The sequence below is a fragment of the Ralstonia soli genome (assembly GCF_023955655.1).
GTDB lineage: Bacteria > Pseudomonadota > Gammaproteobacteria > Burkholderiales > Burkholderiaceae > Ralstonia > Ralstonia soli.
In genome coordinates this window covers 1-22320 of the sequence record NZ_JAMXHT010000006.1, presented here as the reverse complement: position 1 = coordinate 22320, position 22320 = coordinate 1, and the positions used below count along the sequence as shown (strand labels likewise).

Below are 22320 nucleotides of genomic sequence, written 5' to 3'. Positions count from 1 at the left end.
AACAATAAATTTTGTAAATGTCACGGAGGCCTCGACAATTTGCCCAAGACGGCATGACGAGCCGCACAAGGTGGACAGAAAACATCAAGGAGACAAGGCCATGCAGGAAAGTCGCGCGGCGAGATCGGTATGGACTCAGTGGGGCTTAGTCGTCACCCTGACCGTCATTACGATGCTCGCGCAGATCGACAAGAACATCTTGGTGCTGATGGTTGGGCCCATTCAGCGGGAATTCGGCGTCGGCGATGTGCAAGTCAGCTTCTTGATTGGTGCGGCGTTTGCCGTGGCGAACATCGTTGTCGGGATGCCGGCGGGCTGGCTCGCAGACCGCTTTGACCGGCGCGTGATCATCGCGAGCGGCGTCCTCATCTGGTCGGTTGCGGTTGCGGCGAACGCGGCCATGGCGTCATTTATCGGGCTGGTGGCGGCACGCATCATCGTTGGTGGCGCCGAGGCGCTCATCCCGCCGTCGTCATATTCCCTGATCCGTGACGGCATCGATGACACGCGTCGTGCGCGTGCATTGTCCGTCTACACCATGGCGTTGATCCTGGGAACGGGGCTATCCCTCGTTCTGGGTGGACCGATGATGGGGGCAATTCAAGCAGCGAACTGGCATGCGTTGCCTGTGATCGGTCACGTCGCCCCATGGCAGATGACCTTGTTCCTCATCGGCATGTTGGGCTTCCCGATCGGTCTGTTGATCTTTCTCAACGTGGATCCGGGTCGCTCTGGCAGCGATGCGTCCGCCGATGCGGCGCACCGAGGTGAGGGCCTGCGTGATATTGCCCATCTTCTTTGGAAGCAACGGAGCCTGTTCGGACCCCTCCTTCTGTTTGTCATCGCCAACGCTGTCATCACCTACGGCCTTGCTGCCTGGATGCCCACGGTGGCTGCGCGCAGATTCGCTCTGGACATGAAAGTGTTCGGGCTCACGCAGGGCGCATTGATGTTGACCGCGGGGCCGTTGGGCCTCTGGCTGGCGGGCATTGCCATGCAGCGCAAGAAGGTGCCGGCACCTTTGCCTCGCGTGGCATGGATCGGTCTGTTCGCCAGCTTTGCTGTGGCCGTCCTGACTGTGTCTCTCGTGCTGGCCACTTCGCTGCGCGCGTTCTGGATTGCTGACGCGATGGTCGTGTTGTGCTCCTGGACGTTCATGTCGGTGACGTCGGTCATCGTGGCGCGCACCGCTCCTACGCAGTCCGTCGGCTTGGTCATGGCAATCGTGCTGGTTCTGAACGGGCTGATTGGACAGGGCTTCTCTCCTACCCTCATCGCACTCGTTGGCCGCCACCTCTTCAATGGAGCCGCACAGGCGCTTCCTAACGCGATGGCGGTGGTGTTTGCGGTGGCGGGTCTTCTGGCATGTGTGGCCGCAACGGCGTTGCGCCGTGAGCTGAGGCGCAACGGAAACCTGTCGACGGCTGCGCAGATTTCGGTGAGCGTGTGATCAGCGGAATTGGCAGGAACGTGCAAGAAAGCAGCAAACAAAAAAAATTACGGAGGAGACAGAAGTGAAAGGGAATCATCGTAGGTTAGTTGGTACCGCGGTTTGCATCCTGGTTTCGGGTATGGCCCATGCACAGTCGAACGTCACCCTGTCAGGTTTGCTCGGCGTGGGCGTGTCATACACGAGCAATGCCGGGTCGGTGGGAAAGGGCTTGGTCCAGGAGGGCGGAACGCACGCCGTTCCATTCATTGCGATGTCGGGGCGTGAGGTGATCGATGCCGACACGGCCGCAATCTTTCGGGTGAGCAAGTATGTGTTTCTCGACAGTGGAACCAGCACCCCGTTCGAGAGCTACGTCGGCTTGAGTTCTGCGCGCGTCGGAACGCTCACGCTGGGATCCATGTATGACCTGATGGCGGACCTGGTGCCATTCACGTCCGAGCGCTATACCTCGTTGCTGGCGACACACCCGGGCAATCTGGACCGCACCGTTGGCAACGCACTGAACAGCACCATCAAATACAAGTCACCCACCTATGGCGGCTTTCAGTTTGGCGCGATGTACGGCATCGGGTCGGCCGCCTCAACAACCAATATCGGGCGAGTGATCGGCGCCGAGGTTAGCTACACCGCCAACCCGTGGCAGGCGGTGGCGGTATGGGAGTCGGTGAATGGCGTTCCCTATACGCCGGGCACCAAGCTGGGCGTATCGCAGCTCTATGGCATCAATCTCACGCAGACACCCAACGCGGCGGTATTCCAAAACCAGAACACCGGCAGCGTTGGGGTGGCCTACGTCAATCACGGCTGGCGCGTGATGAGCAACTACAGTTACACGCGCCTGCAAGCGCTTGGTGACTCGGCCACCGCCCAGTCGATCGACGTGGGTGCATATAAGTACGTCACCTCGGCATTGCGTCTGGGCGGGGGGTACTCATACACGAAGCTTGAATCCTACAAATGGAATCAGCTTCACGCGCATGCCGACTACGCGCTTTCGAAGCGCACCAGTCTCTACGTACTTGGCGTGCTGCAAATCGCAGGATCGGGCCAGCGTGCTGTGATGCGCAATCAGCCGGTTGCGGCAGGGCCTCGGCAAGCCGTTCTGGAGACCGGAATCACGCATCTCTTCTGAGGTGTGCGTGCAGCTCGGCAGTGCAATGGAACGGGTCATTCAACGGAGGAAGCGGTAATGCAGTGGGACGTAATTGTGGTCGGCGCCGGTCCGTCGGGCCTGACAATGGCGGCGGAACTTGCCAGCTCGGGTGTGAAGACGCTTGTTGTCGAGCGACGTACTTCGGGCGTGACGTCCCGAGCCGGGACAATCCTCCCTCGCGTGCTCGAACTGTTCGATGCACGTGGTATCGCGGATCGCTTTATTGAGAAGACGCGCGCCATTGCACCATACCCGTTCCGGCCTTCCCATATCTGGGCGGGATTTCATCCGATCGAATGGAAGTATCTGGAAACCCGGTTCGGCTTTACGTTGGGTCTCCCGCAGAACCATACCGAGGAAGTCCTTTGGGATTGGGCTACGGAATGCGGTGCCGTCATCGAACGTGGCGTTGACTTCCATGACGTCCGGCAAGACAACGAGGGTGTTGAAGTCGATCTTGCGCGGCAAGATGGAGCGACTACGACGGTTCGGGCGAAGTATCTGGTCGGCGCAGACGGTGGGCGCAGCAAGGTGCGTAGCCAACTCGGGTTGCCGTTCGAGGGGCACTCGGGCACGTTTCGGGGCATCGTTGTCGATGCCGATCTTGAAGCGCCTTGGCCTGGCGGGCGTATCAATGTCGATAACGAGATGGGATGGGTCCGGGGCTACACCTTCGGCCAAGGGGTCACGCGTTTCAACATCGTTCACCGTGATCGACGTCATGCCACCAAAGACGAGCCGGTCACGCTGGACGAAGTGCTGCAATGTCTGAAGGATGTCCACGGAACCGATTACGGCATTACCGGCTATCGATGGGCATCGCGGTTCGATGACCAGATGCGAGCGGTTCCCACCTTGCGCCAGGGGCGCGTATTCCTGGTCGGCGAGTCGGCGCGTATCCACTATCCGGCCAGTGGCGTTGGCATGAACTTTTGCCTTCAGGATGCGTTCAACCTTGGTTGGAAACTCGCCAATGTTGTCAACGGCGTCGCCGACGAACGCACGCTGGAGACCTACAACGCAGAGCGCTTGCCGGTCATGCTTCGTCTGCTTGAGAGTGTGAAGGCCCAGTGCGCGTTGCAGTTCAATTTCTCGGAAGAGGCCGTCGCGCTTAAACGCCGGATGCAGGTCCACCTGATTCCGTTGCCCGACGTGCAGCGCAAGCTGGTTCTGGAGCTTTGCGGCCTGGAAGCGCCGTATCCGAGCGAAGCAGGGAGTCATCCGTTGACGGGCCAGCGCTGCCCGGATGTCGACCTGCTTTGCCTCGACGGGCGTTCGGTTTCGGTGACCGAGACGCTGCGCGAGCGCAAGTTCGTTCTGCTCGATCTGGAGGGGTTTGGTCGGCAATTCGCGTCGTTGGATGTCTCGAAGCTGCCCGTCACGGTGATGCAAGCCAGGGCCGCGCGCATACCTGATGCTCTCGTTGGTGTGAAAGGCCTGTTGGTGCGCCCCGACGGCTACGTCGCCTGGGCGAGCGAGATGCTCGCCGGCCCCGGCGAAGTCGAGGCACAGCTCGAGAAATGGTTCAAGAGGTAAGAACATGGACGCGCAACCCAAGTTGTTCAAAGGCGGGTGGATCTTGAGCATGGATCCAGCCATCGGCGATCTGCATCAGGGTGACATGCTGGTGGAAGGCAATCGGATTGCTGCGATTGCAGCACACATCGACGCACCTGACGCAGAGCGGATCGACGCGCGCGGCATGATTGTGCTGCCTGGATTTGTCGACACCCATCGCCACACGTGGCAAAGCTGCGTACGGCATCGCTACGCCGACATCGATCCACAAATCTACTTTGCGGAGATGTTAGGCGCCAAGGGTGCCGCGTTCCGTCCGGAAGACGTGTACGTGGGCACGCTGCTGGGCGCGCTCTCCGCGCTGGAAAGCGGTACGACGACGATGCTCGACTGGTCTCACGTGCAGAACACGCCCGAGCACACCGATGCCGCGATCGCGGCGTTGCGCGACGCAGGCATTCGCGGCGTGTTTGCGCATGGCTGGCCATTGGTCGATGGCGCATCCTGGATGTTCAACAGCCAGCGCGGACATCCCGAAGATATCCGCCGACTGAGAAAGCATTTCTTTTCTTCAGACGATCAGCTGCTGACGCTCGCGATGGCCGGGCGCGGCCCAGAAATGGCGCAGCGCGACGTGTGGCTGGCGGACCTGAGACTGGCTCGCGAGCTTTGCATCCGTTCGAGTATCCACATGGGCGCTTACGTTCGCAACGGCTCCGTCCGCGCAATCGCCCAGATGCATGAGGCCGGCGTATTGAACGACGACCTGACATTCGTGCACTGCTGCTTCTCCGACGCCGACGAGATCGCGATGATGGCCGATGCAGGCGTGAGCGCATCGCTTGGCGTGCACTGCGAGATGAATGCCCAGGGCATTGGCGATATCCCATTGGATCGCCTGTTGGCTGTCGGTATCCGACCGAGCCTGAGCGGCGACACCGAGACCAAGTGTTCTGGCGACATGTTTACCCAGATGCGCCACGCGTTCTCCTACTACCGGTCGTGGATGGGTGGCGGACATTCGCGCGTGCCGAACGCGCCTGAAACGCTGACGCTCAGAGATGTGCTCGAGTTTGCGACCGTCGCTGGCGCGCGCGCCACCGGGCTCGATCGCAAGATCGGTTCGCTGACACCCGGCAAGCAGGCCGATATCGTGATGATCCGTGGCGACGACATCAATCTCACACCGGTTTCGGATGCTGTCGGCGCCGTGGTTCTCGCTGCGCACCCGGGCAATGTCGACTCGGTTTTTGTGGCCGGGAGCGCGGTCAAGCGACATGGCCGCATGGTCGGTGTCGATTTGGGTGCGTTGCGTAGTCGTGCGTTGACTTCCCAGCAATACGTTCTTGGTCTCTCGTGAACGATATGAATGTTGAGCAAGTGCTCGATCCGGAGCTCGCAGCCATTGTGGCGCTGCGGGCCGCGGCAGGCGTTCCCCCGCCGTTTTCCGGCTCGCCCGATGAGGCGCGGGAACGCATGCGGCGCGCCGTAGTGGCGGCGCGTGAACGCGCACCACTGCCGATCGTGGGCGCTGTCGAAGATGCGATTGCGGTGGACGACACCAGCGGCGCGCTCGTCCGCGTCCCTGTCCGGGTATACCGCCCCATCGGCCGGCCAACGTCGATGCCGACAGTGGTGTTTTTCCACGGTGGAGGCTTCGTCCTGGGTAGCGTCGAGCTGATGGACGACATTGCACGCAAGCTCTGCCGAGATATGGGCGCCGTGGTCGTGTCAGTGGACTATCGGCTCGCCCCCGAGCATCCGTTCCCAGCGGCGCACGAGGATGCATTGGCGGCAACGCGCTGGGCGATTCGCTGTGTCGACCAGTTGGGCGGGGATGCTTCTCGCATTGCTGTAGCGGGTGAAAGCGCTGGTGCCAATCTGGCCACGTCAACCGCACTTGCGCTGCGCGGGTGCAAGCCCCGTCTGGCCGGGCAACTGCTGGTTGTGCCGGGTGTCGACATGGCGCGAGATGTGGCTGCCATCGAAGCCAGGCGGCGCGATTTTCCGATGCTCTCGCCGAACGATCTGCGCGACATCGTGCGGCTGTATATGGGCGAGGCAGTTGTCCATGCTGCGGACTGTCCCCCTTCACCGTTGCGTGCGCACGATCTGCGTGGGATGCCGCCGGCGCTGATCGCTGTGGCTGGGCACGACCCGCTGTGCGAAGAGGGACTGACGTACGCCGCACGGCTCAAAGCTGCGGGTGTGCCTGTGGAGGTCTACCGCTTTGGCGACATGTTTCACACATTCTTTGGCATGTTCGAAGCGTCAGCGTCCGCTCGCCGTGCAAACGACATGCTTTGTCAGGCGTTCGTGTCCTGGCTCAATCAACACGTTCTTCTGACGACCTGATAGCAGGTAGCGAAGAGCGCCATTTCCAATGTTTACCGGAGGTAGCAGTCATGCGTTTTGTGTCCTTTTCCAGGAGCGAAAAATCCAGCCTGGGCGTACGCGAGGGCAACAGAGTTCGCATTCTTGGCGATGAGTCACTGGAGTCCTTGCTGGGGCGTGGAGCAGACCTGCAGGCATACGGGAAAGCACAGCCTGGGCAAGAGGAGGTGAGCTTGGATGGCCTCACGCTCCTTCCTCCATTGGCCCGTCCGCCGAAGATCATTTGTGTTGGTCTGAACTTTGCCGATCACACGGCAGAGAGCAACTACCAGCAACCGGACTATCCGACGTTGTTTTTCCGTGTAGCCACCAGCCTGATCGCGCATGGGGCGCCGATGATCCGGCCGCGCGTGAGCGATTCCGAGGGTCTCGATTTTGAGGGTGAGATCGCGGTGGTGTTGGGCAAGGGCGGGCGCCATATCAACAAGGTGGACGCGCTATCGCATGTGGCCGGCTACTCCGTGTTCAATGACGGCTCGGTGCGCGAGTACCAGTTCAAAACGCCGCAATGGACCGTCGGCAAGAATTTCGACGGCACCGGTGCATTCGGGCCCGAGCTCGTCACGGCCGATGAGCTGCCCCCCGGAGTGAAGGGCTTGCGTCTTGAAACACGCCTGAACGGTCAGGTCGTGCAGTCCGCCAGCACCGACCAGATGGTCTTCGACGTTGCCACCCTGATCAGCATCATCAGTGAAGCGATCACGTTGGAAGCGGGCGATGTGATCGTGTCGGGCACTCCCTCGGGCATCGGCTGGGCGCGCAACCCTAAGCTGCTGATGAAGGCGGGCGACGTGTGCGAGGTGACGGTCGAGGGGATCGGCACACTGCGGAACGTCATTGCTGACGAAGCTGCGGATTGAGCGGTACACCCACGCGAGCCGGCCGAGAGCCGGCACATCAACTCAAGGATGATACGGCCATGTCTGACCTGGTCACTGCCGCAGGCGCGAGTGTGCATTCGATTGACCACTTCGCGCTCAACGCTCCTTCAATCGACGACGCGGCTCGTTTCTTTCGCGCCTTCGGGCTCGAAGTTACGACGGCGGGTGCGCATGGGCAGGAGTTGGAGCTCCGGGCAGGTGATGGCCACCGCTGGGCCCGCATTCTCCCTGCGTCGTCCAAGTGTCTTGCGTGGCTGAGTTTCAATTGCTTCGAGGCTGACCTCTGCGCACTGCGAGCGCAGGTGCAGGCGGCGGGTGTCGCGATCGAGGCGAGTCGCGCTCTCGACTCGACTGGTTTCTGGTTTCGCGATCCTGACGGCAACCTGATCCAGGTCAAAGTGGGCCCCAAGACCAGTCCATCTGCCAAGACTCGGTGCGTACTAAGCGGCAGCGCGGCGGACGAGCGTGGCTCGCATACCCGTTCGGAATCCAAAGCCGTGCGGCCACGTCGTCTCTCGCACGTCCTGCTTTTCTCGCCCGATGTGCCGCGCGCAGTAGATTTCTACGGCAGGGCGTTGGGCTTGCGGCTGTCCGATCGCTCGCTCGACATCATTGCGTTTACCCATGCACCGCACGGCTGCGACCACCATTTGGTCGCTTTCGCAAAAAGCAGTGCAAGGGGTTGGCACCACTCTGCGTGGGACGTAGACAACGTCAATCTGGTGGGCGAGGGCGCGTCCCAGATGGCTGCGGCGGGTTACACAAAAGGCTGGGGCACGGGCCGGCACGTTCTGGGTTCGAACTACTTCCACTACGTTGAAGATCCGTGGGGCTCGTTCTGTGAATACTCTGCCGATATCGATTTTGTTTCGGCCGGTCACCCATGGCCAGCGGGGGATTTTCCGCCGGAGGATTCGCTCTACTTGTGGGGCCCATCGGTGCCGGAGAACTTCATTCACAACACCGAGGTTTGACGTGTGGTGTGCTGTGGAGGGGCTGGCCACAAGTTACGTCAATTATCGGTTCCCCCCGAAACGCCTGCGCGAAGATACAGAATCAGCATGACCTTCAACTCGCGGCGCAATTCGTAGCCAAAGAGATCGGCCGTATAGATGATCGACCGATGTATCAGCGCTTCGCCAGCGGATTCCATTACGAAGGCGGCGAGGTGCAGGTCGGGGCGGCCAATGGGTTCTCCGCAAACTCGCAGCGCCTGCTCGAGTAGGTCGGTGAATGCCATCGATACCCGTTGCAGATGCCGGAGCTTGCTGACTCGGCCCATCTGCTCAAGTAATACGCGTTGCAGCGCAACATTCTCCGCATACGCATCAGCCGTTGTGTCGATCCATGCATCGACCAATGCCTCGAGCCCTTGGCCCTCAACGGCCTTGAAGGCATTCCCGTAAAGCGCCATCAAGTAGTCGCAATGACACTTGATCAGCTTGGCTACCAGCGCTTCCTTACTGGTGAAATATTCATACAGCGAGCCGACGCTGACGCCAGCAACCTCGGCAATGCGTGTGGTACTGGTTGCTTCGAATCCGTCGCGTGCGAACAAGATGCGAGCAGCCTCAAGAATGGCCTCGACGGTCATGAACGACCGAGCTTGCCGAGGCTTACGTCGCACTGCAATTTGCACGGGCTCTCGCGCCTTCTTGGTGAAAGTCACAGTTCGTGTTTCCTCCCTGAAAGACAGTGCCTGCGGCGCCCTTGTTTTATGGCTGTTACTACACGAATCAGATTGTAGTTGTGCCGGGCGTAAACAGGCACCCGTCGGTGGGGCTCTTTTCATATCCGAATGATCGAAAGCGGTTGCGGGCGGTTTGGCCTAATGCTGTGCTTTCACGCGCTTGGCGGCCCTGCTCCGAATCCGAATGGCGGTACGAGCAACCCTGCATCTAAGATCACTCACAACGAAAAACTGATCGATGAGGAGACATGTCCAGTCAAATGATGCGGGTCCCGCTGCGAGTGATCGACCTGTTGCGGCACGCAAACCGAAACCATCCGCTCGTGGAGATCGTCAGCCGCCGGGTTGAAGGCGACACGCACCGCTACACCTATGCCGATGCCTACCGGCGCGTTTGTCAGCTTGCGCGTGCGCTGGACCGCCTGGGCATCTCGCAGAATGCTCGGGTCGGCACGCTGGCATGGAATGGCTATCGGCACCTCGAGCTGTACTACGCATGTGCGGGGTTGGGTGCCATCTGCCACACCTTGAATCCTCGTTTGGCACCGCAGCAAATTGCTTGGATCGCGCAGCATGCAAACGACGAGATCCTGTTCTTCGATGCCACCTTTGCGCCGCTCGTTGCGAGTATCCGGGCGCATTTGCCCCGTCTGAAGCATGTGGTATTACTGGGCGGGCCCGACAGCTCGATGAGTGCAGACGCCGCTGAAACGATACCTGGTCTGCTCTACTACGAGACGCTGATCGCAGGCGAAATCGCCACTGAAGTCGATTGGCCAAGCTTCGATGAGAATCAGGCTTGCGGTCTGTGTTACACGTCGGGAACGACGGGTGATCCCAAGGGTGTCTGCTATTCGAATCGCTCGAGCGTCTTGCACGCATATGCGGCTGCATTGCCTGACTCGCTCAACCTGTCGGTGCGAGACGTTGTGTTGCCTGTTGTGCCGATGTTTCATGTAAACGCATGGGGCTTGCCCTATGCAGCGCCGATGGTTGGCGCAAAGCTCGTACTCCCCGGGCCCGCCCTGGACGGGAAGAGCCTGTATTCCCTGTGTGAAGCGGAGCATGTGACGATCGTTGCCGGCGTTCCAACGATCTGGCTTGGTGTGCTTGATCACCTGCGGACGACTGGACAATCGTTCAGTTCGCTGAATCGGACTGTGATCGGTGGGTCGGCAGCCAGCGAGGCCATGATCCGTGAGTTTGAAGAGACTCACAACGTTCGTGTTATTCACGCATGGGGCATGACGGAGGTGAGCCCCATCGGTGCCGTCAATCAGTTCAAGCCCATCCACGACACGCTGGATGCTGATGCTCGCTACAAGCTCCAGACTAAGCAGGGGCGAGAGCCGTTCGGTATTGAGATGCGTATCGAAGCTGAGAACGGCGAACCTGTGCCTCGCGACGGAGCTGCATTTGGCCGCTTGCTGGTGAGAGGGCCGTGGGTGGTTGGTGCATATGAAGGGGGTGTGCCTGCCGCGCGCGCCGATGGCTGGTTTGATACCGGCGACGTTGCGACGATCGATGACGAGGGTTACATGGCCATTGTCGATCGCAGCAAGGACGTCATCAAGTCCGGAGGCGAATGGATCAGCTCCATCGAACTGGAGAACGCGGCCATGGGGCACCCGGCACTCCAAGAGGTGGCAGTGATCGCCGTCCCGCACGCAAAGTGGATCGAGCGCCCGCTGATGGTCTGTGTACTACGACCAGGCAGAACGCTCTCAAGCGCGGCGCTACTCGGCTGGCTTGGCGAGCGAGTGGCTCGCTGGTGGTTGCCCGACGCAATCGTGTTTGTTGACGAGCTTCCGCATGGCGCAACTGGAAAGTTGCTCAAGAACCGCCTGCGCGAACAATACGCGAACTATGCCCCTGCCGAACAACGACGCGAGGAGAATTGCTCGTGAGTTCCGTATTCACGCCCAACCTGCTGGCCGGCAGGCATGCTGTCATTACGGGCGCAGGCAGCGGTATCAACAAGCGTATTGCCGAGCGCTTTGCAAAGCAGGGCGCCCGCATCACGATTATTGGGCGTAATGCCGAAAAGTCCGCCGCAGCGGCGGATGGCATTCAGGCCCTGGGTGGTGAGGCACGGGGCTATTCAGCGGATGTGCGTGACGAGGACAGTCTTCGCACAGTTCTGCAGACCGCGCAGGGTGTGTTTGGATCCGTTGATATCTGTATTGCAGGTGCTGCAGGCAATTTCGTTGCAGAGGCGGGGACGATGTCAAGTAAAGGTTTCCGCACCGTCATTGACATTGACTTGATCGGTACCTTCAACACGTTCCGCACGGTCCTGCCGTTCTTGCAGGCCGATGCGGCCAACCTGCTGGCGATCTCCGCCGTGCAGTCCGTTATGCCTACGGCCGCGCAAGCGCACGTCTGCGCAGCAAAGGCGGGCATTGATATGTTGGTCAGAACGTTGTCGATTGAATGGGCCACCCGCGGTGTGCGATGCAATGCCATCGCGCCCGGTCCCGTCGCAGATACCGAAGGAATGAAGCGACTCGCTCCGGACGGGGATGCAAGCTGGGCGCGCTTGCTGGCAGGCATTCCAATGGGCCGCGCGGCCGATCGAGATGAGATCGCGGATCTGGCGCTGTTCCTGTGCTGTGGAGCGGCGAGCTATATCAATGGAACGGTGATCACGATCGACGGAGGTCAATCCAATCTTGGGTCCCTTCCTTTCGGCGACATGTTGATCGAATCCTTGCAGACCACATCGAGCAGGGCCTCACAAGAGGGCGCGACACGGATATCGAGCTAACGGCTCGACACATAACAAGCGGGAGCGCCATCGCGGCGTTCACGCAAATAACATATTGGAGACACCATGGTAATCACCGAAACAGAATTTCGAATCGACGGGCGAGACGGGCATCGTATCGAGGCGTACCAATGGCGCGGCGAACATAGCGGCCGCGGGGTGGTCCAGATCGTTCACGGGATGGCTGAGCACTCGCGCCGATATCGTCATGTTGCGCATGCGCTGGTCCAGGCTGGCTATATTGTCTACGCCACCGAACATCGCGGTCACGGCCAATCTGCACTCGACGCTGGCACACTTGGCGATTTCGGGCCGCGAGGGTTCAATGCGCTCGTCGATGACATGGCTACCGTTAGCCGCAATTTGCGGGAGCGCCATCCTGGTCAGCCACTCGTGATGCTTGCGCACAGCATGGGTTCATTCGCGGCGCAGATTTACATGCTTGATCACGCGACACTGCTCGATGGCTTGGCCTTGTCGGGGACGAGTGCACTCGAGTTGCTTGACCCGCGCCACTCTGGGTGGACACTCGAAACCGCCAACGCCACGATTGCGAACCCGAATACGGTCGTGGACTGGTTGAGCCGCGACCCCGTCGTGCCGGCTGCGTACATCGCTGATCCTCTCTGCGGCTTTCCGTTGACCGAGGCCTCCCTGTTCTCGATTTTTGACCATGGCTTGCGCACGGCAGATCCAGCGCAATTCGTCTCCGTCCGGAAAGATTTGCCACTCTACTTGTTCACGGGTGACCAGGATTCCGTCAACGGCTATCTAGCCTGGTTCGATCCATTGGTCCACCGGCTGCGGCAATTCGGCTGCCTTGATTTGTCTACACACGTGTACGGGGGCGCCCGCCACGAGGTGTTGAACGAGACAAATCGAGACGAGGTCATCACGAATCTGACCGCCTGGATACGGCGCGTGACAGGCTGATCTGCGGGGGGAGCAATTCCCCCACCACATCCACCGAAGCCGTACTACCGCTCGGCCGCGTTGCCTTTCGCAACAGCGGAGCGTGGTGACGCTCGCGCGTGGCACTTCTTCTTCGTTTTATTCAAAGCCCTGTTTGGAGGGAGGGGCCCCGTTTGTCCGTGAAGTTTGAATCGATAAAAAAATGAACAGATCTAGGAGACAAGGTATGAACGATCGCAGCCATTTGACGATCAAGTTTGGGGTTGGTGTCGCGGGGATCGTTGTTGCAGCCTTGGCGCACGCGCAAAGCAGTGTCACGCTGTATGGCGTGGCAGACGCGGGGTTGCTCTACACGAGCCGGACAGCGGGTGGCGGAGCACATCAACTGTCCATGATCGATGGAGGTATGTCGGGATCCCATTTTGGCTTGAAAGGCGCTGAGGATCTGGGGGGCGGCCTCAAGGCAATCATGACGCTCGAGAGCGGCATCAGTATGGCCAACGGAGGATTTGCAAACTCCAACGGCAATCTCTTTGGCCGCCAGGCCTGGGTTGGCCTCACCGGCGGATTTGGCACGGTACTGACCGGCTTGCAGTATTCGCCGTTCGTGTTGTCCTTGATCGGTACCGAGCCGCGGAATGTGTCCTATTTCGGCAGCGGCGCACCGCTCTATGTCGGCAACGTTCTCGATACCGGCTTGTTCAATCCCAACGCCATTTCTTATACGAGCCCGGTCATCGGCGGCTTGCAAGGAAGCGCAATGCTCGCGCTCGGCGGGAAGCCTGGTGACTTCCAGGCAGGGCGCCAGTACAGCGCCAGGCTGAAATATGACATGGGCGGATTCACGTTGGACGCGGCTGTTTACAGCGGAAACGCCGGCGGTACGACTGCAATGACACCCGTGCCGAGCGCCGTTGAGTTTACAGGGCGAACGATCGGTGCTGGTTACACGATCGGCAATCTGACGGCCAAGGCCGTGTTCGTCAACTACAAGGTGGCGGGCTCGTTTGACAACCGCGTGTTCGGTGGTGGCTTCGACTACGCCTTGACGCCCGCATTGAATGCCAATGCGGGCGCTTGGTACACGAGCGATGGCAATGACACGGCCAATCATTCGATCATGACCGCGGCAGGCGTCGACTACTCCCTCTCGAAGCGGACCCTGCTGTATGGCCAGGTCGCGTATGTGAAAAACCACGGGAAGATGAATACGGGGCTCTCCTTGAATGGTGCGCTGTTCGCGAGTGAAGGGTCGACCGTGGGCGCCACCGTGGGGATTCGCCATACGTTCTAACGCCGTGTCGTCGCGGGTGGGTGCCCGCCACGACCACCATTGCTGACGAGGAGATGAATATGAAAGCCGTGCTGAAGAAACTGGCCCGCCCTCTGATGGGCGTGCTGCTGGTGTGTGCCGCGACATGTACGTGGGCAGCCGAAAGCCAACTGTTGCCGGGAAACCTGCTGTCGCCGACATCGGTCCAAGAGACCCGCCCTGATGCGTATAAGAAGGCACCGCCGTGGCGTGTCGGTGTGTCGTTTGCCGGCGTCGGCAACAGTTGGATCGTCCAGATGATCCAGGAAATGCGCTACGAAGCCTCACTCCATAAGGAGATCGGTGAGTTCCTGTTTACCGAGGCCAACTGGAAGCCAGCCAAGCAGGTGTCGGATGTCCAGGATCTGCTGACCAAGAAGATTGACCTGCTGATCATCGGGCCGATCTCCGAAGCGGTTGGGGCGCCTTTGATTGCCGATGCGGCAAAACGGGGCATTCCGGTCGTGACGTTTGGCGCTTACGGCAACGGCACGCAGTCGACGACGGAAATTATGGGTGGGGGCAAGGTTTTCGGCCGACAGGGCGGGCAGTTCCTGTGCAGCGAGCTTAAAGGCAAGGGTCGCATCTGGGCGTTTCGCGGTATGGCCGGCGTTGATGAAGAGCAATTGCGTTACGACGGGTTTCGCAAAGCCGTTGACGCTTGCGGATTGAAAGTCACCAATGAGGTGTTTGGCGACTGGAGCTATGTGAAAGGCAAGCAGCTCTGCGAAAACCTCGTTTTGTCGGGCCAGCCGGTTGACGGTATCTGGTTTTCCGGCGCAGAAATGACGCGTGCCTGCATTGATGTGTTCAAGGAGACCGGCAAGGCGCTTGTTCCGATGACTGGTGAAGCTAACAATGGCTTCCTGCGGGTGTGGAAGAGTTCGGGTGTCAAGAGCGTTGCCCCCATCTTCACGCCCGGCTTGGGTGCGGCAACAGTGAGAGCCGCTGTCGCACTGCTGCGGGGGCAGTCTGTCCATCGATCGTATTTCTCCGCGCCGGAGCCGATTACGGGGGCGACACTCGATCAGTATTTTCGTCCGGATCTAAATGACGCGTACTGGTTCCCCACAACGCTGCCTGAGGCAACGCTGATGAAGATGTTTCATCGTTGAGACTCAGGATGATGAACACCACTCGAGAACCTACTCTTGAGCCGGAGCGCGTCATCTTGACGGGAGTATCAAAGGCGTTTGGTCGTACTCAGGCGCTAAGAGATGTCACGCTCACGGGTCGCGCTGGCTCCATTCATGCGATTACTGGAGAGAACGGCGCTGGCAAATCCACGCTGATGAAGTTATTGGCCGGTGTGCATGCGCCGGATGCTGGCGAGTTACGTCTTGATGGCGAGCACGTTTGTTTCTCTGCGCCGGCAGAGGCGAAGCGTGCGGGCATATCCACGGTATTCCAAGAACTAACAGTGCTGCCCAACTTGACCGTGGCCGAGAACCTGAGTCTTGGGCGTGAGCCCGCAAGGAGCGGTTGCCTAAGTCGTCGCAGCATGGAGCGCGCTGCAATCGATGTTCTGGAACGTACGGGAATGACGCTGCAGCCGCAGCGCCTGTGCGCTGATCTCTCCATCGCAGAGCAGCAAATGCTTGAGATTGCAAAGGGGCTGATGGGCGATGCACGCGTCTTCATTTTCGATGAACCAACCGCGCCACTGAATCGCGCGGAGATCGATAAGCTTGGGGCTGTCCTCGCAGAGCTGAAAAGGACGGGCAAGCTGGTGTTCTATATCAGCCATCGTCTTGAGGAAATTTTTCGCTTCTGCGACACCGTATCCGTATTGAAGGACGGCCAGCACGTCACGACTCAACCTGCAGCGGCGTTGTCGGAGGGGCGCCTGGTGCAGTTGATGGTCGGGCGGGAAATCGCAGCCTTGTTTCCAACCCGAGGTGCGCCTGCCGATACGGCGCCACTGCTTGACGTTGCAGCGCTGTCGCCAAGAGGCTCGCGCGCGCAGGTGTCGCTTTCCCTCAGGCAGGGTGAGATCGTTGGCCTCGCAGGCTTGGAGGGGCATGGGCAGCGAGAGATTTTGCGCGCTATCGCTGGCGTAGAGCCACCCTTGAAGAGCGATATGCGGGTTGCCGATGCCGGCCGCGTCCTGCGGCGGTTTGATCCGTCGTTAGGTGCTGAAGTAGCTGTCGCTCATGGTGTGGCATTGATGCCGGAGGATCGCAAGTCCGAGGGGCTTTATCTCGATCTTCCTGTGCAAGACAACCTCTGGCTCGGAACTATGCGCGGCGCGGCGTTGTGGCACCGCGCGGATCGGGATCCGTCGCTCGTTCGGCAATGGGCGGAGAAGCTTAGACTGCGTGGTCGACCTGCCGATCCGGTTCGATCGTTGTCGGGCGGAAACCAACAGAAAGTCATGCTTGGACGGTGGCTGCTATCAGGCGTTCGAATTTTGCTGGTTGAGCAGCCGACGCGTGGCGTGGATGTTGGCGCCAAGGCGGAAATTTACAAGCTGCTGCAGCAGTTTGTGGACCAAGGCGGTGCTGTGCTAGTTGTGTCCGGAGATCTTCCCGAACTGATGGGCTTGTGCAACCGTATTCTGGTGGTCCGCAATGGTGCGCTTGTCGCAGATGTGCCTGCTGAAACAGCGACAGAAGAGCGTTTGCTTGGATTGGCGCTGCGGGATCCGGCAGAACTCGGTCAACACGAACTTGCTGGAGGGTGTGATGAGACTGGCTCGTAACGGGCTGTCCCGCTATGCGGTGGGGTTGCCGTTTCTACTCGGCGTGATCTTGCTGGTAACGACGCCAGACTTCCACCGAGTTGAGAACGTGGTCAACTTCAGTGGGCAGATTGCGGCGCTCCTCATGGTCTCGCTTGGGCAGATGTTTGTTGCCCTGATTGCTGGCATCGATTTGTCGGTCGGCTCTGTCGTGAGCCTCGCGAGCTGTATCGTCGCAACGCAGCCAGATCCTGCTATCGGCATTGTGCTTGCTTTGGCTGCCGGCGCGGCGGTGGGGCTCGTCAATGGTGCGGGTGTGGCGATCGGCAATGTGCACCCGTTTGTGACAACACTGAGTACGGCGACTGTCTTGCAAGGCTTGTGCTACGTGGTCCTTCCGATCCCCGGGGGCAGCGTTGCGCCGATCTTGACTTGGCTCGCGACCGGCAATCTTGCTGGCTGGCCTCTGTCCCTGGGCTGGTGTATCGCTTCGATCGGTCTGACGTGGTTTGTTGTTTCTCGAAGCCGTTTTGGCTTGCATCTGTTCGCAGCTGGCAGCAACCCACAGAGCGCCTATCTGAACGGCGTGAAGGTCAAAGCGACGCAGATCGGCGCCTACATCCTCTGTGGTCTGATGGCTGCGACGGCTGGCATCTATCTCGCCGCGCGGGTGTCTGCCGGTGATCCTGGGTTGGGAGCGGAATTCGCTCTCGAATCAGTCGCCGTCGTCGCGTTGGGTGGGGTACAGCTGACCGGCGGAATCGGCAGCGTCATGGGCGTGCTGATTGGCGCATTGACGCTTGGCCTGCTCACGAACGGATTGAATCTCTTCGGCATCTCGCCGTTCCTTGGCAGCGTTGCGATCGGCGTTCTGCTGCTCGTGGCGGTTTGCATGCAGCGGCGGAGCATCGTAGGACTCTAGTGATGAAAACACTTGCTTTGCACAATGGTTGGATGGTGACCAATATTCAGCGTGGCGCATCGTGGTGTTTGGGCTTGCCACCCGCCTATGCGGGGACTGCCCTCCTGCTCGGCTGCGCAGCATTGGCTCGCACCAATCTGGTGGCGCCGATGTTGTTATTGCTCATTCTGCGCCAGGCCGTCCCGCTGGGCGTGGTAACGATGGGCCAATCACTCACGATCCGTTGTCGCTCGCTGGATCTATCCGTGGGCGGTGTCGTCGCTGTCGTCGCATATTTGCTGACCAGCGGTGTGCTGGCGACCGTATCCGCGCCGATCGCAGTGCTATTGAGCGTGCTCTTTGGTGCTGGTGTCGGGGCGATCAACGGAATGCTGATCGTGCGCTTACGGGCGTCAGCGGTGATCGTGACGCTGGCGATGTCGATGATCCTTACCGGTGCTGTCATTGCACTCAGCCAATTTCGCGCGTCTGGTGACGCTCCAGCACTGCTGACGGTTTTCGGAAGTGTGCGATTTGCGGGCGTTCCGCTTGCGCCCATGGTCTGGCTGGCGATACTGATCCCATTTGCTGCGTTTCTGAGGTTGAGCGTGTTTGGGCGCCTAATGGACGCCATCGGTGCGAATCCAAAGGCAGCGGAGCTTTCCGGCCTGCCGCACCTGCGCGTGCTGTTTATCGCTCACGTCGTCTCTGGTATCACGTCCGCGTGTGGGGCCTTGCTTCTGCTCAGCTTTGTCGGCGTGGGCAGTGTGACGCTCGGAAATGACCTGGCGCTGAATTCGCTCGCAGCCACAGTGCTGGGCGGCGTGACTTTCGGCAACGGTCGCGGTGGAGTGGCTGGGCCAGCCGTTGCCTCGTTCATGGTGGTGTTCCTATTCAACTTCCTGACGAGCTTTGGGCTAGGCGAGGCGGGTCACCTGATTTTGCAAGGGGCGATTCTCGGGGGGGCAGCTCTCACTTATTCGCTGCGTAACGGTGCGGAGCAGCGGATTTGAGTGGTTAGCCACGGCTGCTCGGCGAGCAGTCGGCTGGCATTGCTTATTACTCGGCAAATGGCTTGGAAAACGGTCTTCCTTGATGCTTGATCTGCGACGTCAGCCTAAATACACGTGGTCAGCCCAAGCTTCCATCAGTGGCCGTCGTTGTTCAAGCAGATCCGTTCGGTGGTAGGCAGCCTCTACCTTGTTTGCAATGGTGTGCGCGAGTGCGCGTTCAGCAAGGTCTCGCGCATAACCATTCTCGCTTGCCCAATCGCGGAAGCTGGAACGGAAACCATGGGCAGTTGCCACTCGGCCGGGTGAGTCACTTTCAGCACCGACTCGGCGAAGAAGAGCTGTGAGTGCCATGTCACTGAGTACCTTCTCCCGTGGCGACGGAAACACTAAGGTGTCGTGCAACTGACTCTGCTGCAAGGTTGCAATAAGCGCCAGAGCCTTGTTTGAAAGTGGTACTCGATGCGGTTCGTTGGCTTTCATGCGGGCAGCGGGGATGCTCCATACGTGAGCTTGCAGGTCAAACTCATCCCACGTTGCACCGCGGACCTCGCCGCTACGCGTCGCAGTCAGGATCAGAAATAGTAGGGCGGCACGTGTGCTGTCGCCTAGTTCGTGTTTTACAAGATGTGTAGCGACGAACTTCGGCACTTGCTGCCATGGCATGGCAGGCTGGTGCTCAGGTTTGGCAGATTGCTTCGGAAGAATATGGTCGACAACGCCCACCGGATTCGCCGTGATGTGACCATGAGCCCATGCCCACTGCATGACGGCATGCATTCGCTGTCGCGTGCGGCTTGCGGTTTCGGTCTTCGTTAACCAGATCGGGCGGAGGACGTCGGCGCAATCGGCAGGGCTGATGGCATCCAGCTTGCGGTTCCCCAGTTTTGGAAAGACGTAGGTCTCGAGCGTGCTGATCCACTGGGCGGCGTGCTTCTCATTCCTCCAACCTGGTTTGAGGTCTTCGTGGACTTGTCGGGCAGCTTTTTCGAACGTGAGGGCCGCCGCGGCGATGGCGGCGGCTTCCCGGTCCCGGTTGCGCTGATCAATAGGATCCTCACCGTTGTCGATGAGCTTACGCATGGCGAGCGCCTTCTCGCGCGCCTCTGCGATCGATGTTTCGGGATATGTACCTAGGCCGGCGTCTCGGCGCTTGCCTGTCGTTGGGCTGGTGAAGCGCAGCGTCCATTTGCAGCCGGACTTGGTCGGCGACAGCAGCAGCCCGGTGACTTTTCCATCGAAGACCGGCTTATCGTCCGGCTTGAGTGCTCTTGCTTGTTTGTCGGTCAGCATCGATTTTTAGCCCATCATTCAGCCCATCAGCGGGTGCTGGATGGTGTTGGAAGTTGCTAGCGTAGATTGGATGCTTGGATGACGCAACTTATTGAATTATTGGACAATATTTGGATTCGCTTGGTGTCCACTGGATATGGAGATGGCAGACACCCTCTCCGCCAGCAAGTCCAGCGCCCCGGTCAAACGGAGCCTGGTTCGAACAAAGCCCCGCCATTGGCGGGGCTTTGTCGTTTACGCGTTCTTGGCGGTACCGTTCGCCTAAGTTTTTAGGGGTTTGAGGTCGACATTCTCAGCGCGACAGTGCGACGGTACCGTTAGGTCGTTTGAGCGCCCAATCGAGGCCATCAAGCCCGGGCAAGCCCCAGCAGCGCGTGCCACGCTTCGGCATCGACTGTTCAAGCCGCATGAGGCAAGATTGCCCATTGTCCCATTGCATGGGACATTCGCGGCGAAAATGGCTCACGATCGAAGAGTTAAGGTCAGCGCTGCACGGGTAAGCGTTAACAAGAACAACACAAGCTTGCTAGAAGCAGCGTAACAGGAGAGGGGTATGGGGGTCCAAGATCGCGATTGGTACAAAAATCGACGCGAGCCAAAGATACAAAACCCAAACTGGCAGAAGGAATACAACCGCTGGTACGGTCGCCCGAACACACCGACACCTGGTCAGCGCGGAATGCACTGGACGTTGCGACTGATGTGTTGGGCTGCAGTATTCCTAGTCGTCTACATCTGCGCGCGACAGCTAAAGCCAGCCGGAACCACACCTATAGCAACACCACCGACGTCGGCTCCATCGCCCATCGCGACACATGCCCCGCAACAACAGGCAGCAGTGCAATCGCAGTCCAAAACGACTCCTCAGGCACGCGCAATTTACAAGTGTGATGTACGCGGCCACACGATCTATACGGAAGAGCCTTGCCAGCAGACCGTTAATGCCATTGTCGGTCAAATGACGCCGCAATCGGCAGCACCGTCTAACATGACGCAACCACAGGTGGAAGATTCTGCTGCCGCCGCACGACGCGCTGACGAACAACTCGCGCGGCAGTGGGACGCGCGCATGGCACAACGCGACCGGGACATCGCAACTGAGCAGGTGGTGATGCAAAGCCAAGCCAACGCGATCAATGCGCAATGCAATCAACTGCGAGCACAGCGCGACAGCATTCAACGCATGCCGCTACCGTATCAACAAAGCAGCCCGTGGCGCGAACAGATGAACGACGTCCGTATTCGCATGAACCAACTGCACTGCTAATGTGACGATGGTTGAGGGGTGAACCCCAGCAGCGCGTGCTGGGTGGCCCAATCGATGGGCAACGGTACGCATTGTTTGAGCTTATCCGAGGTCAGGCTTGGCGGTTGGGCGCCATCCAACATGGCTCGCACAATTGCTGGCGCCAGGAAGGCCCTGTAAATGACTCGCGTCGCGAAAGAGCAAGTGACGCCTTCCGCGTCCGCAATGTCGGCAATGCTCTTGGTTCGTCCCGAGGTGAGTTGCTCCAGCCAGCGTTGCGCCTTTGCCTGTAACGCGATCAAGCGGGCATCGGGCTCCCGACGCTGCAATTGCGCGCCGGTAACCAGCAGTCGCATCGCCAGTCCGCAACGCCGTATCTGTATGGGCATGGTCAGCGTTACGGTCGGTCGGTGCGCAGATGCGTGATCTGTTGAGTCGTGGGTGAGCAGGGCCATTGGTTGGACGATGATCTGTACCGACTGCAGCTCCACGTTGACTTGCTGCACCAATCTTTGAATCGCCGAATACTGCTTCGCTGCCTCATCAAGGTCTTTGGCCAATTGCTGGCTCTGCGCCAGAACGTTTTGTACCTGCTCGGGACCGATTCCAGCGAGCGCCTGCAGTACGGCATCAGCATCAACGAGCCAATTGCGCAACGCATCGACCACAACGGTTTCGAGTTCCTGTGCCGGTAGGCGCAAGCCATCAGGCGCGTGATTTCGATCCCGGGTGACCAGCGGCTCCGACACGTAATACCGATAGCGCTTGGTCTTCTTCTGGCTGTGCGAAGGAATCAGTCTCCGACCTTGATGATCGACCAGTCGTCCGGTAAGCAGACTGGTAGATGCACTTGTTTGCCGTTGGCGATGACCTTGTCGGTTCTCCAGGAGCTTGGTTTGCACCGCCTCCCAAACCTCTCGTTCGATGAGTGCCGGATGCTGGCCTGCATGCACTTGGTCCTTGTGCTGGATCTTGCCCAGGTATGTTGATTTGCACCGAATTCTGACCCAGGATTTGCATCGAAAACTGACCCACCCCAAAGGCTGTTAGGTGTCGCTTTGTGCGGGTTGTTTGGCGGTGCGTTTCTCCTTCTTGGGCTGGGTGGTGCTG

At 59.6% G+C, this 22320-nt stretch carries 19 protein-coding genes; 16 read left to right on the top strand and 3 right to left on the bottom strand.

The annotated features are described in order from the left end of the window. Window positions 1–100 precede the first annotated feature (100 nt). The 7 genes from NG900_RS16015 to NG900_RS15985 all read left to right on the top strand — a co-directional run bounded on the left by NG900_RS16015 (window position 101) and on the right by NG900_RS15985 (window position 8373). Window positions 101–1450: an MFS transporter gene (locus tag NG900_RS16015; protein ID WP_252682236.1), complete on the top strand. Its 1350-nt coding sequence runs from the start codon at window positions 101–103 to the stop codon at window positions 1448–1450. A gap of 64 nt (window positions 1451–1514) precedes the next feature. Further along, window positions 1515–2585, top strand: a complete 1071-nt coding sequence (locus NG900_RS16010; protein WP_315862375.1) for a porin — start codon at window positions 1515–1517, stop codon at window positions 2583–2585. Window positions 2586–2642: 57 nt separating this feature from the next. Then, the gene (locus NG900_RS16005) at window positions 2643–4142 is read left to right on the top strand and encodes an FAD-dependent monooxygenase (RefSeq protein ID WP_252682232.1); all 1500 of its coding nucleotides are present in this window, start codon (window positions 2643–2645) and stop codon (window positions 4140–4142) included. Between the two features lie 4 nt (window positions 4143–4146). Continuing rightward, the gene (locus NG900_RS16000; RefSeq protein ID WP_289813851.1) at window positions 4147–5484 is read left to right on the top strand and encodes an amidohydrolase family protein; all 1338 of its coding nucleotides are present in this window, start codon (window positions 4147–4149) and stop codon (window positions 5482–5484) included. A 5-nt stretch (window positions 5485–5489) separates the two neighbouring features. Then, window positions 5490–6479 carry an alpha/beta hydrolase gene (locus NG900_RS15995; RefSeq protein ID WP_252682228.1) on the top strand — a complete coding sequence of 330 codons (990 nt, stop codon included), beginning with the start codon at window positions 5490–5492 and terminating at the stop codon, window positions 6477–6479. Between the two features lie 50 nt (window positions 6480–6529). Then, window positions 6530–7378: a fumarylacetoacetate hydrolase family protein gene (locus NG900_RS15990; RefSeq protein WP_252682226.1), complete on the top strand. Its 849-nt coding sequence runs from the start codon at window positions 6530–6532 to the stop codon at window positions 7376–7378. A 59-nt stretch (window positions 7379–7437) separates the two neighbouring features. Next, window positions 7438–8373: a VOC family protein gene (locus NG900_RS15985; RefSeq protein ID WP_252682224.1), complete on the top strand. Its 936-nt coding sequence runs from the start codon at window positions 7438–7440 to the stop codon at window positions 8371–8373. Between the two features lie 38 nt (window positions 8374–8411). On the opposite strand, the gene NG900_RS15980 is transcribed toward NG900_RS15985, so the two are convergent. Continuing rightward, window positions 8412–9068: a TetR/AcrR family transcriptional regulator gene (locus tag NG900_RS15980; protein WP_252682222.1), complete on the bottom strand. Its 657-nt coding sequence runs from the start codon at window positions 9066–9068 to the stop codon at window positions 8412–8414. A gap of 269 nt (window positions 9069–9337) precedes the next feature. On the opposite strand from NG900_RS15980, the gene NG900_RS15975 reads away from it, so the two are divergent. The 8 genes from NG900_RS15975 to NG900_RS15940 all read left to right on the top strand — a co-directional run bounded on the left by NG900_RS15975 (window position 9338) and on the right by NG900_RS15940 (window position 18674). Continuing rightward, window positions 9338–10996, top strand: a complete 1659-nt coding sequence (locus NG900_RS15975; RefSeq protein WP_252682220.1) for a long-chain-fatty-acid--CoA ligase — start codon at window positions 9338–9340, stop codon at window positions 10994–10996. Continuing rightward, window positions 10993–11856: an SDR family oxidoreductase gene (locus NG900_RS15970; RefSeq protein WP_252682218.1), complete on the top strand. Its 864-nt coding sequence runs from the start codon at window positions 10993–10995 to the stop codon at window positions 11854–11856. The genes NG900_RS15975 and NG900_RS15970 overlap by 4 nt, the downstream gene beginning before the upstream one ends. Window positions 11857–11922: 66 nt before the next feature. After that, a complete protein-coding gene (locus NG900_RS15965; RefSeq protein ID WP_252682216.1) occupies window positions 11923–12789 on the top strand; it encodes an alpha/beta fold hydrolase in 867 nt (288 codons plus the stop codon). A gap of 205 nt (window positions 12790–12994) precedes the next feature. Further along, window positions 12995–14062 carry a porin gene (locus NG900_RS15960; protein WP_252682214.1) on the top strand — a complete coding sequence of 356 codons (1068 nt, stop codon included), beginning with the start codon at window positions 12995–12997 and terminating at the stop codon, window positions 14060–14062. Window positions 14063–14121: 59 nt separating this feature from the next. Then, window positions 14122–15195 carry an ABC transporter substrate-binding protein gene (locus NG900_RS15955; RefSeq protein ID WP_252682212.1) on the top strand — a complete coding sequence of 358 codons (1074 nt, stop codon included), beginning with the start codon at window positions 14122–14124 and terminating at the stop codon, window positions 15193–15195. Between the two features lie 8 nt (window positions 15196–15203). Next, the gene (locus NG900_RS15950) at window positions 15204–16781 is read left to right on the top strand and encodes a sugar ABC transporter ATP-binding protein (protein ID WP_252682211.1); all 1578 of its coding nucleotides are present in this window, start codon (window positions 15204–15206) and stop codon (window positions 16779–16781) included. Then, the gene (locus NG900_RS15945; protein WP_252682209.1) at window positions 16765–17682 is read left to right on the top strand and encodes an ABC transporter permease; all 918 of its coding nucleotides are present in this window, start codon (window positions 16765–16767) and stop codon (window positions 17680–17682) included. Before NG900_RS15950 ends, NG900_RS15945 begins: the two co-directional genes overlap by 17 nt. Window positions 17683–17684: 2 nt before the next feature. Beyond that, the gene (locus NG900_RS15940; protein ID WP_252682207.1) at window positions 17685–18674 is read left to right on the top strand and encodes an ABC transporter permease; all 990 of its coding nucleotides are present in this window, start codon (window positions 17685–17687) and stop codon (window positions 18672–18674) included. A gap of 99 nt (window positions 18675–18773) precedes the next feature. On the opposite strand, the gene NG900_RS15935 is transcribed toward NG900_RS15940, so the two are convergent. After that, window positions 18774–19964, bottom strand: coding sequence for a tyrosine-type recombinase/integrase (locus tag NG900_RS15935; RefSeq protein WP_252682205.1), 1191 nt, complete (start codon window positions 19962–19964; stop codon window positions 18774–18776). A gap of 553 nt (window positions 19965–20517) precedes the next feature. Between NG900_RS15935 and NG900_RS15930 the strand changes: the two genes are divergently transcribed. Next, a complete protein-coding gene (locus NG900_RS15930) occupies window positions 20518–21231 on the top strand; it encodes a hypothetical protein (RefSeq protein ID WP_252682202.1) in 714 nt (237 codons plus the stop codon). On the opposite strand, the gene NG900_RS15925 is transcribed toward NG900_RS15930, so the two are convergent. Continuing rightward, on the bottom strand, window positions 21228–22112 hold the full coding sequence (locus NG900_RS15925; protein ID WP_252682200.1) for a hypothetical protein: 885 nt from the start codon (window positions 22110–22112) through the stop codon (window positions 21228–21230). The genes NG900_RS15930 and NG900_RS15925 overlap by 4 nt on opposite strands. Window positions 22113–22320: the final 208 nt, after the last annotated feature.

Bases quoted from the DNA above. Each gene is read 5' to 3' on its own strand.
- NG900_RS15995 (WP_252682228.1), top strand. From the start codon at position 5,490: ATGAATGTTGAGCAAGTGCTCGATCCGGAGCTCGCAGCCATTGTGGCG.
- NG900_RS16005 (WP_252682232.1), top strand. From the start codon at position 2,643: ATGCAGTGGGACGTAATTGTGGTCGGCGCCGGTCCGTCGGGCCTGACA.
- NG900_RS15990 (WP_252682226.1), top strand. From the start codon at position 6,530: ATGCGTTTTGTGTCCTTTTCCAGGAGCGAAAAATCCAGCCTGGGCGTA.
- NG900_RS15965 (WP_252682216.1), top strand. From the start codon at position 11,923: ATGGTAATCACCGAAACAGAATTTCGAATCGACGGGCGAGACGGGCAT.
- NG900_RS15955 (WP_252682212.1), top strand. From the start codon at position 14,122: ATGAAAGCCGTGCTGAAGAAACTGGCCCGCCCTCTGATGGGCGTGCTG.
- NG900_RS15975 (WP_252682220.1), top strand. From the start codon at position 9,338: ATGTCCAGTCAAATGATGCGGGTCCCGCTGCGAGTGATCGACCTGTTG.
- NG900_RS15985 (WP_252682224.1), top strand. From the start codon at position 7,438: ATGTCTGACCTGGTCACTGCCGCAGGCGCGAGTGTGCATTCGATTGAC.
- NG900_RS15935 (WP_252682205.1), bottom strand. From the start codon at position 19,964: ATGCTGACCGACAAACAAGCAAGAGCACTCAAGCCGGACGATAAGCCG.
- NG900_RS15930 (WP_252682202.1), top strand. From the start codon at position 20,518: ATGGGGGTCCAAGATCGCGATTGGTACAAAAATCGACGCGAGCCAAAG.
- NG900_RS15950 (WP_252682211.1), top strand. From the start codon at position 15,204: ATGATGAACACCACTCGAGAACCTACTCTTGAGCCGGAGCGCGTCATC.
- NG900_RS16015 (WP_252682236.1), top strand. From the start codon at position 101: ATGCAGGAAAGTCGCGCGGCGAGATCGGTATGGACTCAGTGGGGCTTA.
- NG900_RS15960 (WP_252682214.1), top strand. From the start codon at position 12,995: ATGAACGATCGCAGCCATTTGACGATCAAGTTTGGGGTTGGTGTCGCG.
- NG900_RS16000 (WP_289813851.1), top strand. From the start codon at position 4,147: ATGGACGCGCAACCCAAGTTGTTCAAAGGCGGGTGGATCTTGAGCATG.
- NG900_RS15945 (WP_252682209.1), top strand. From the start codon at position 16,765: ATGAGACTGGCTCGTAACGGGCTGTCCCGCTATGCGGTGGGGTTGCCG.
- NG900_RS15940 (WP_252682207.1), top strand. From the start codon at position 17,685: ATGAAAACACTTGCTTTGCACAATGGTTGGATGGTGACCAATATTCAG.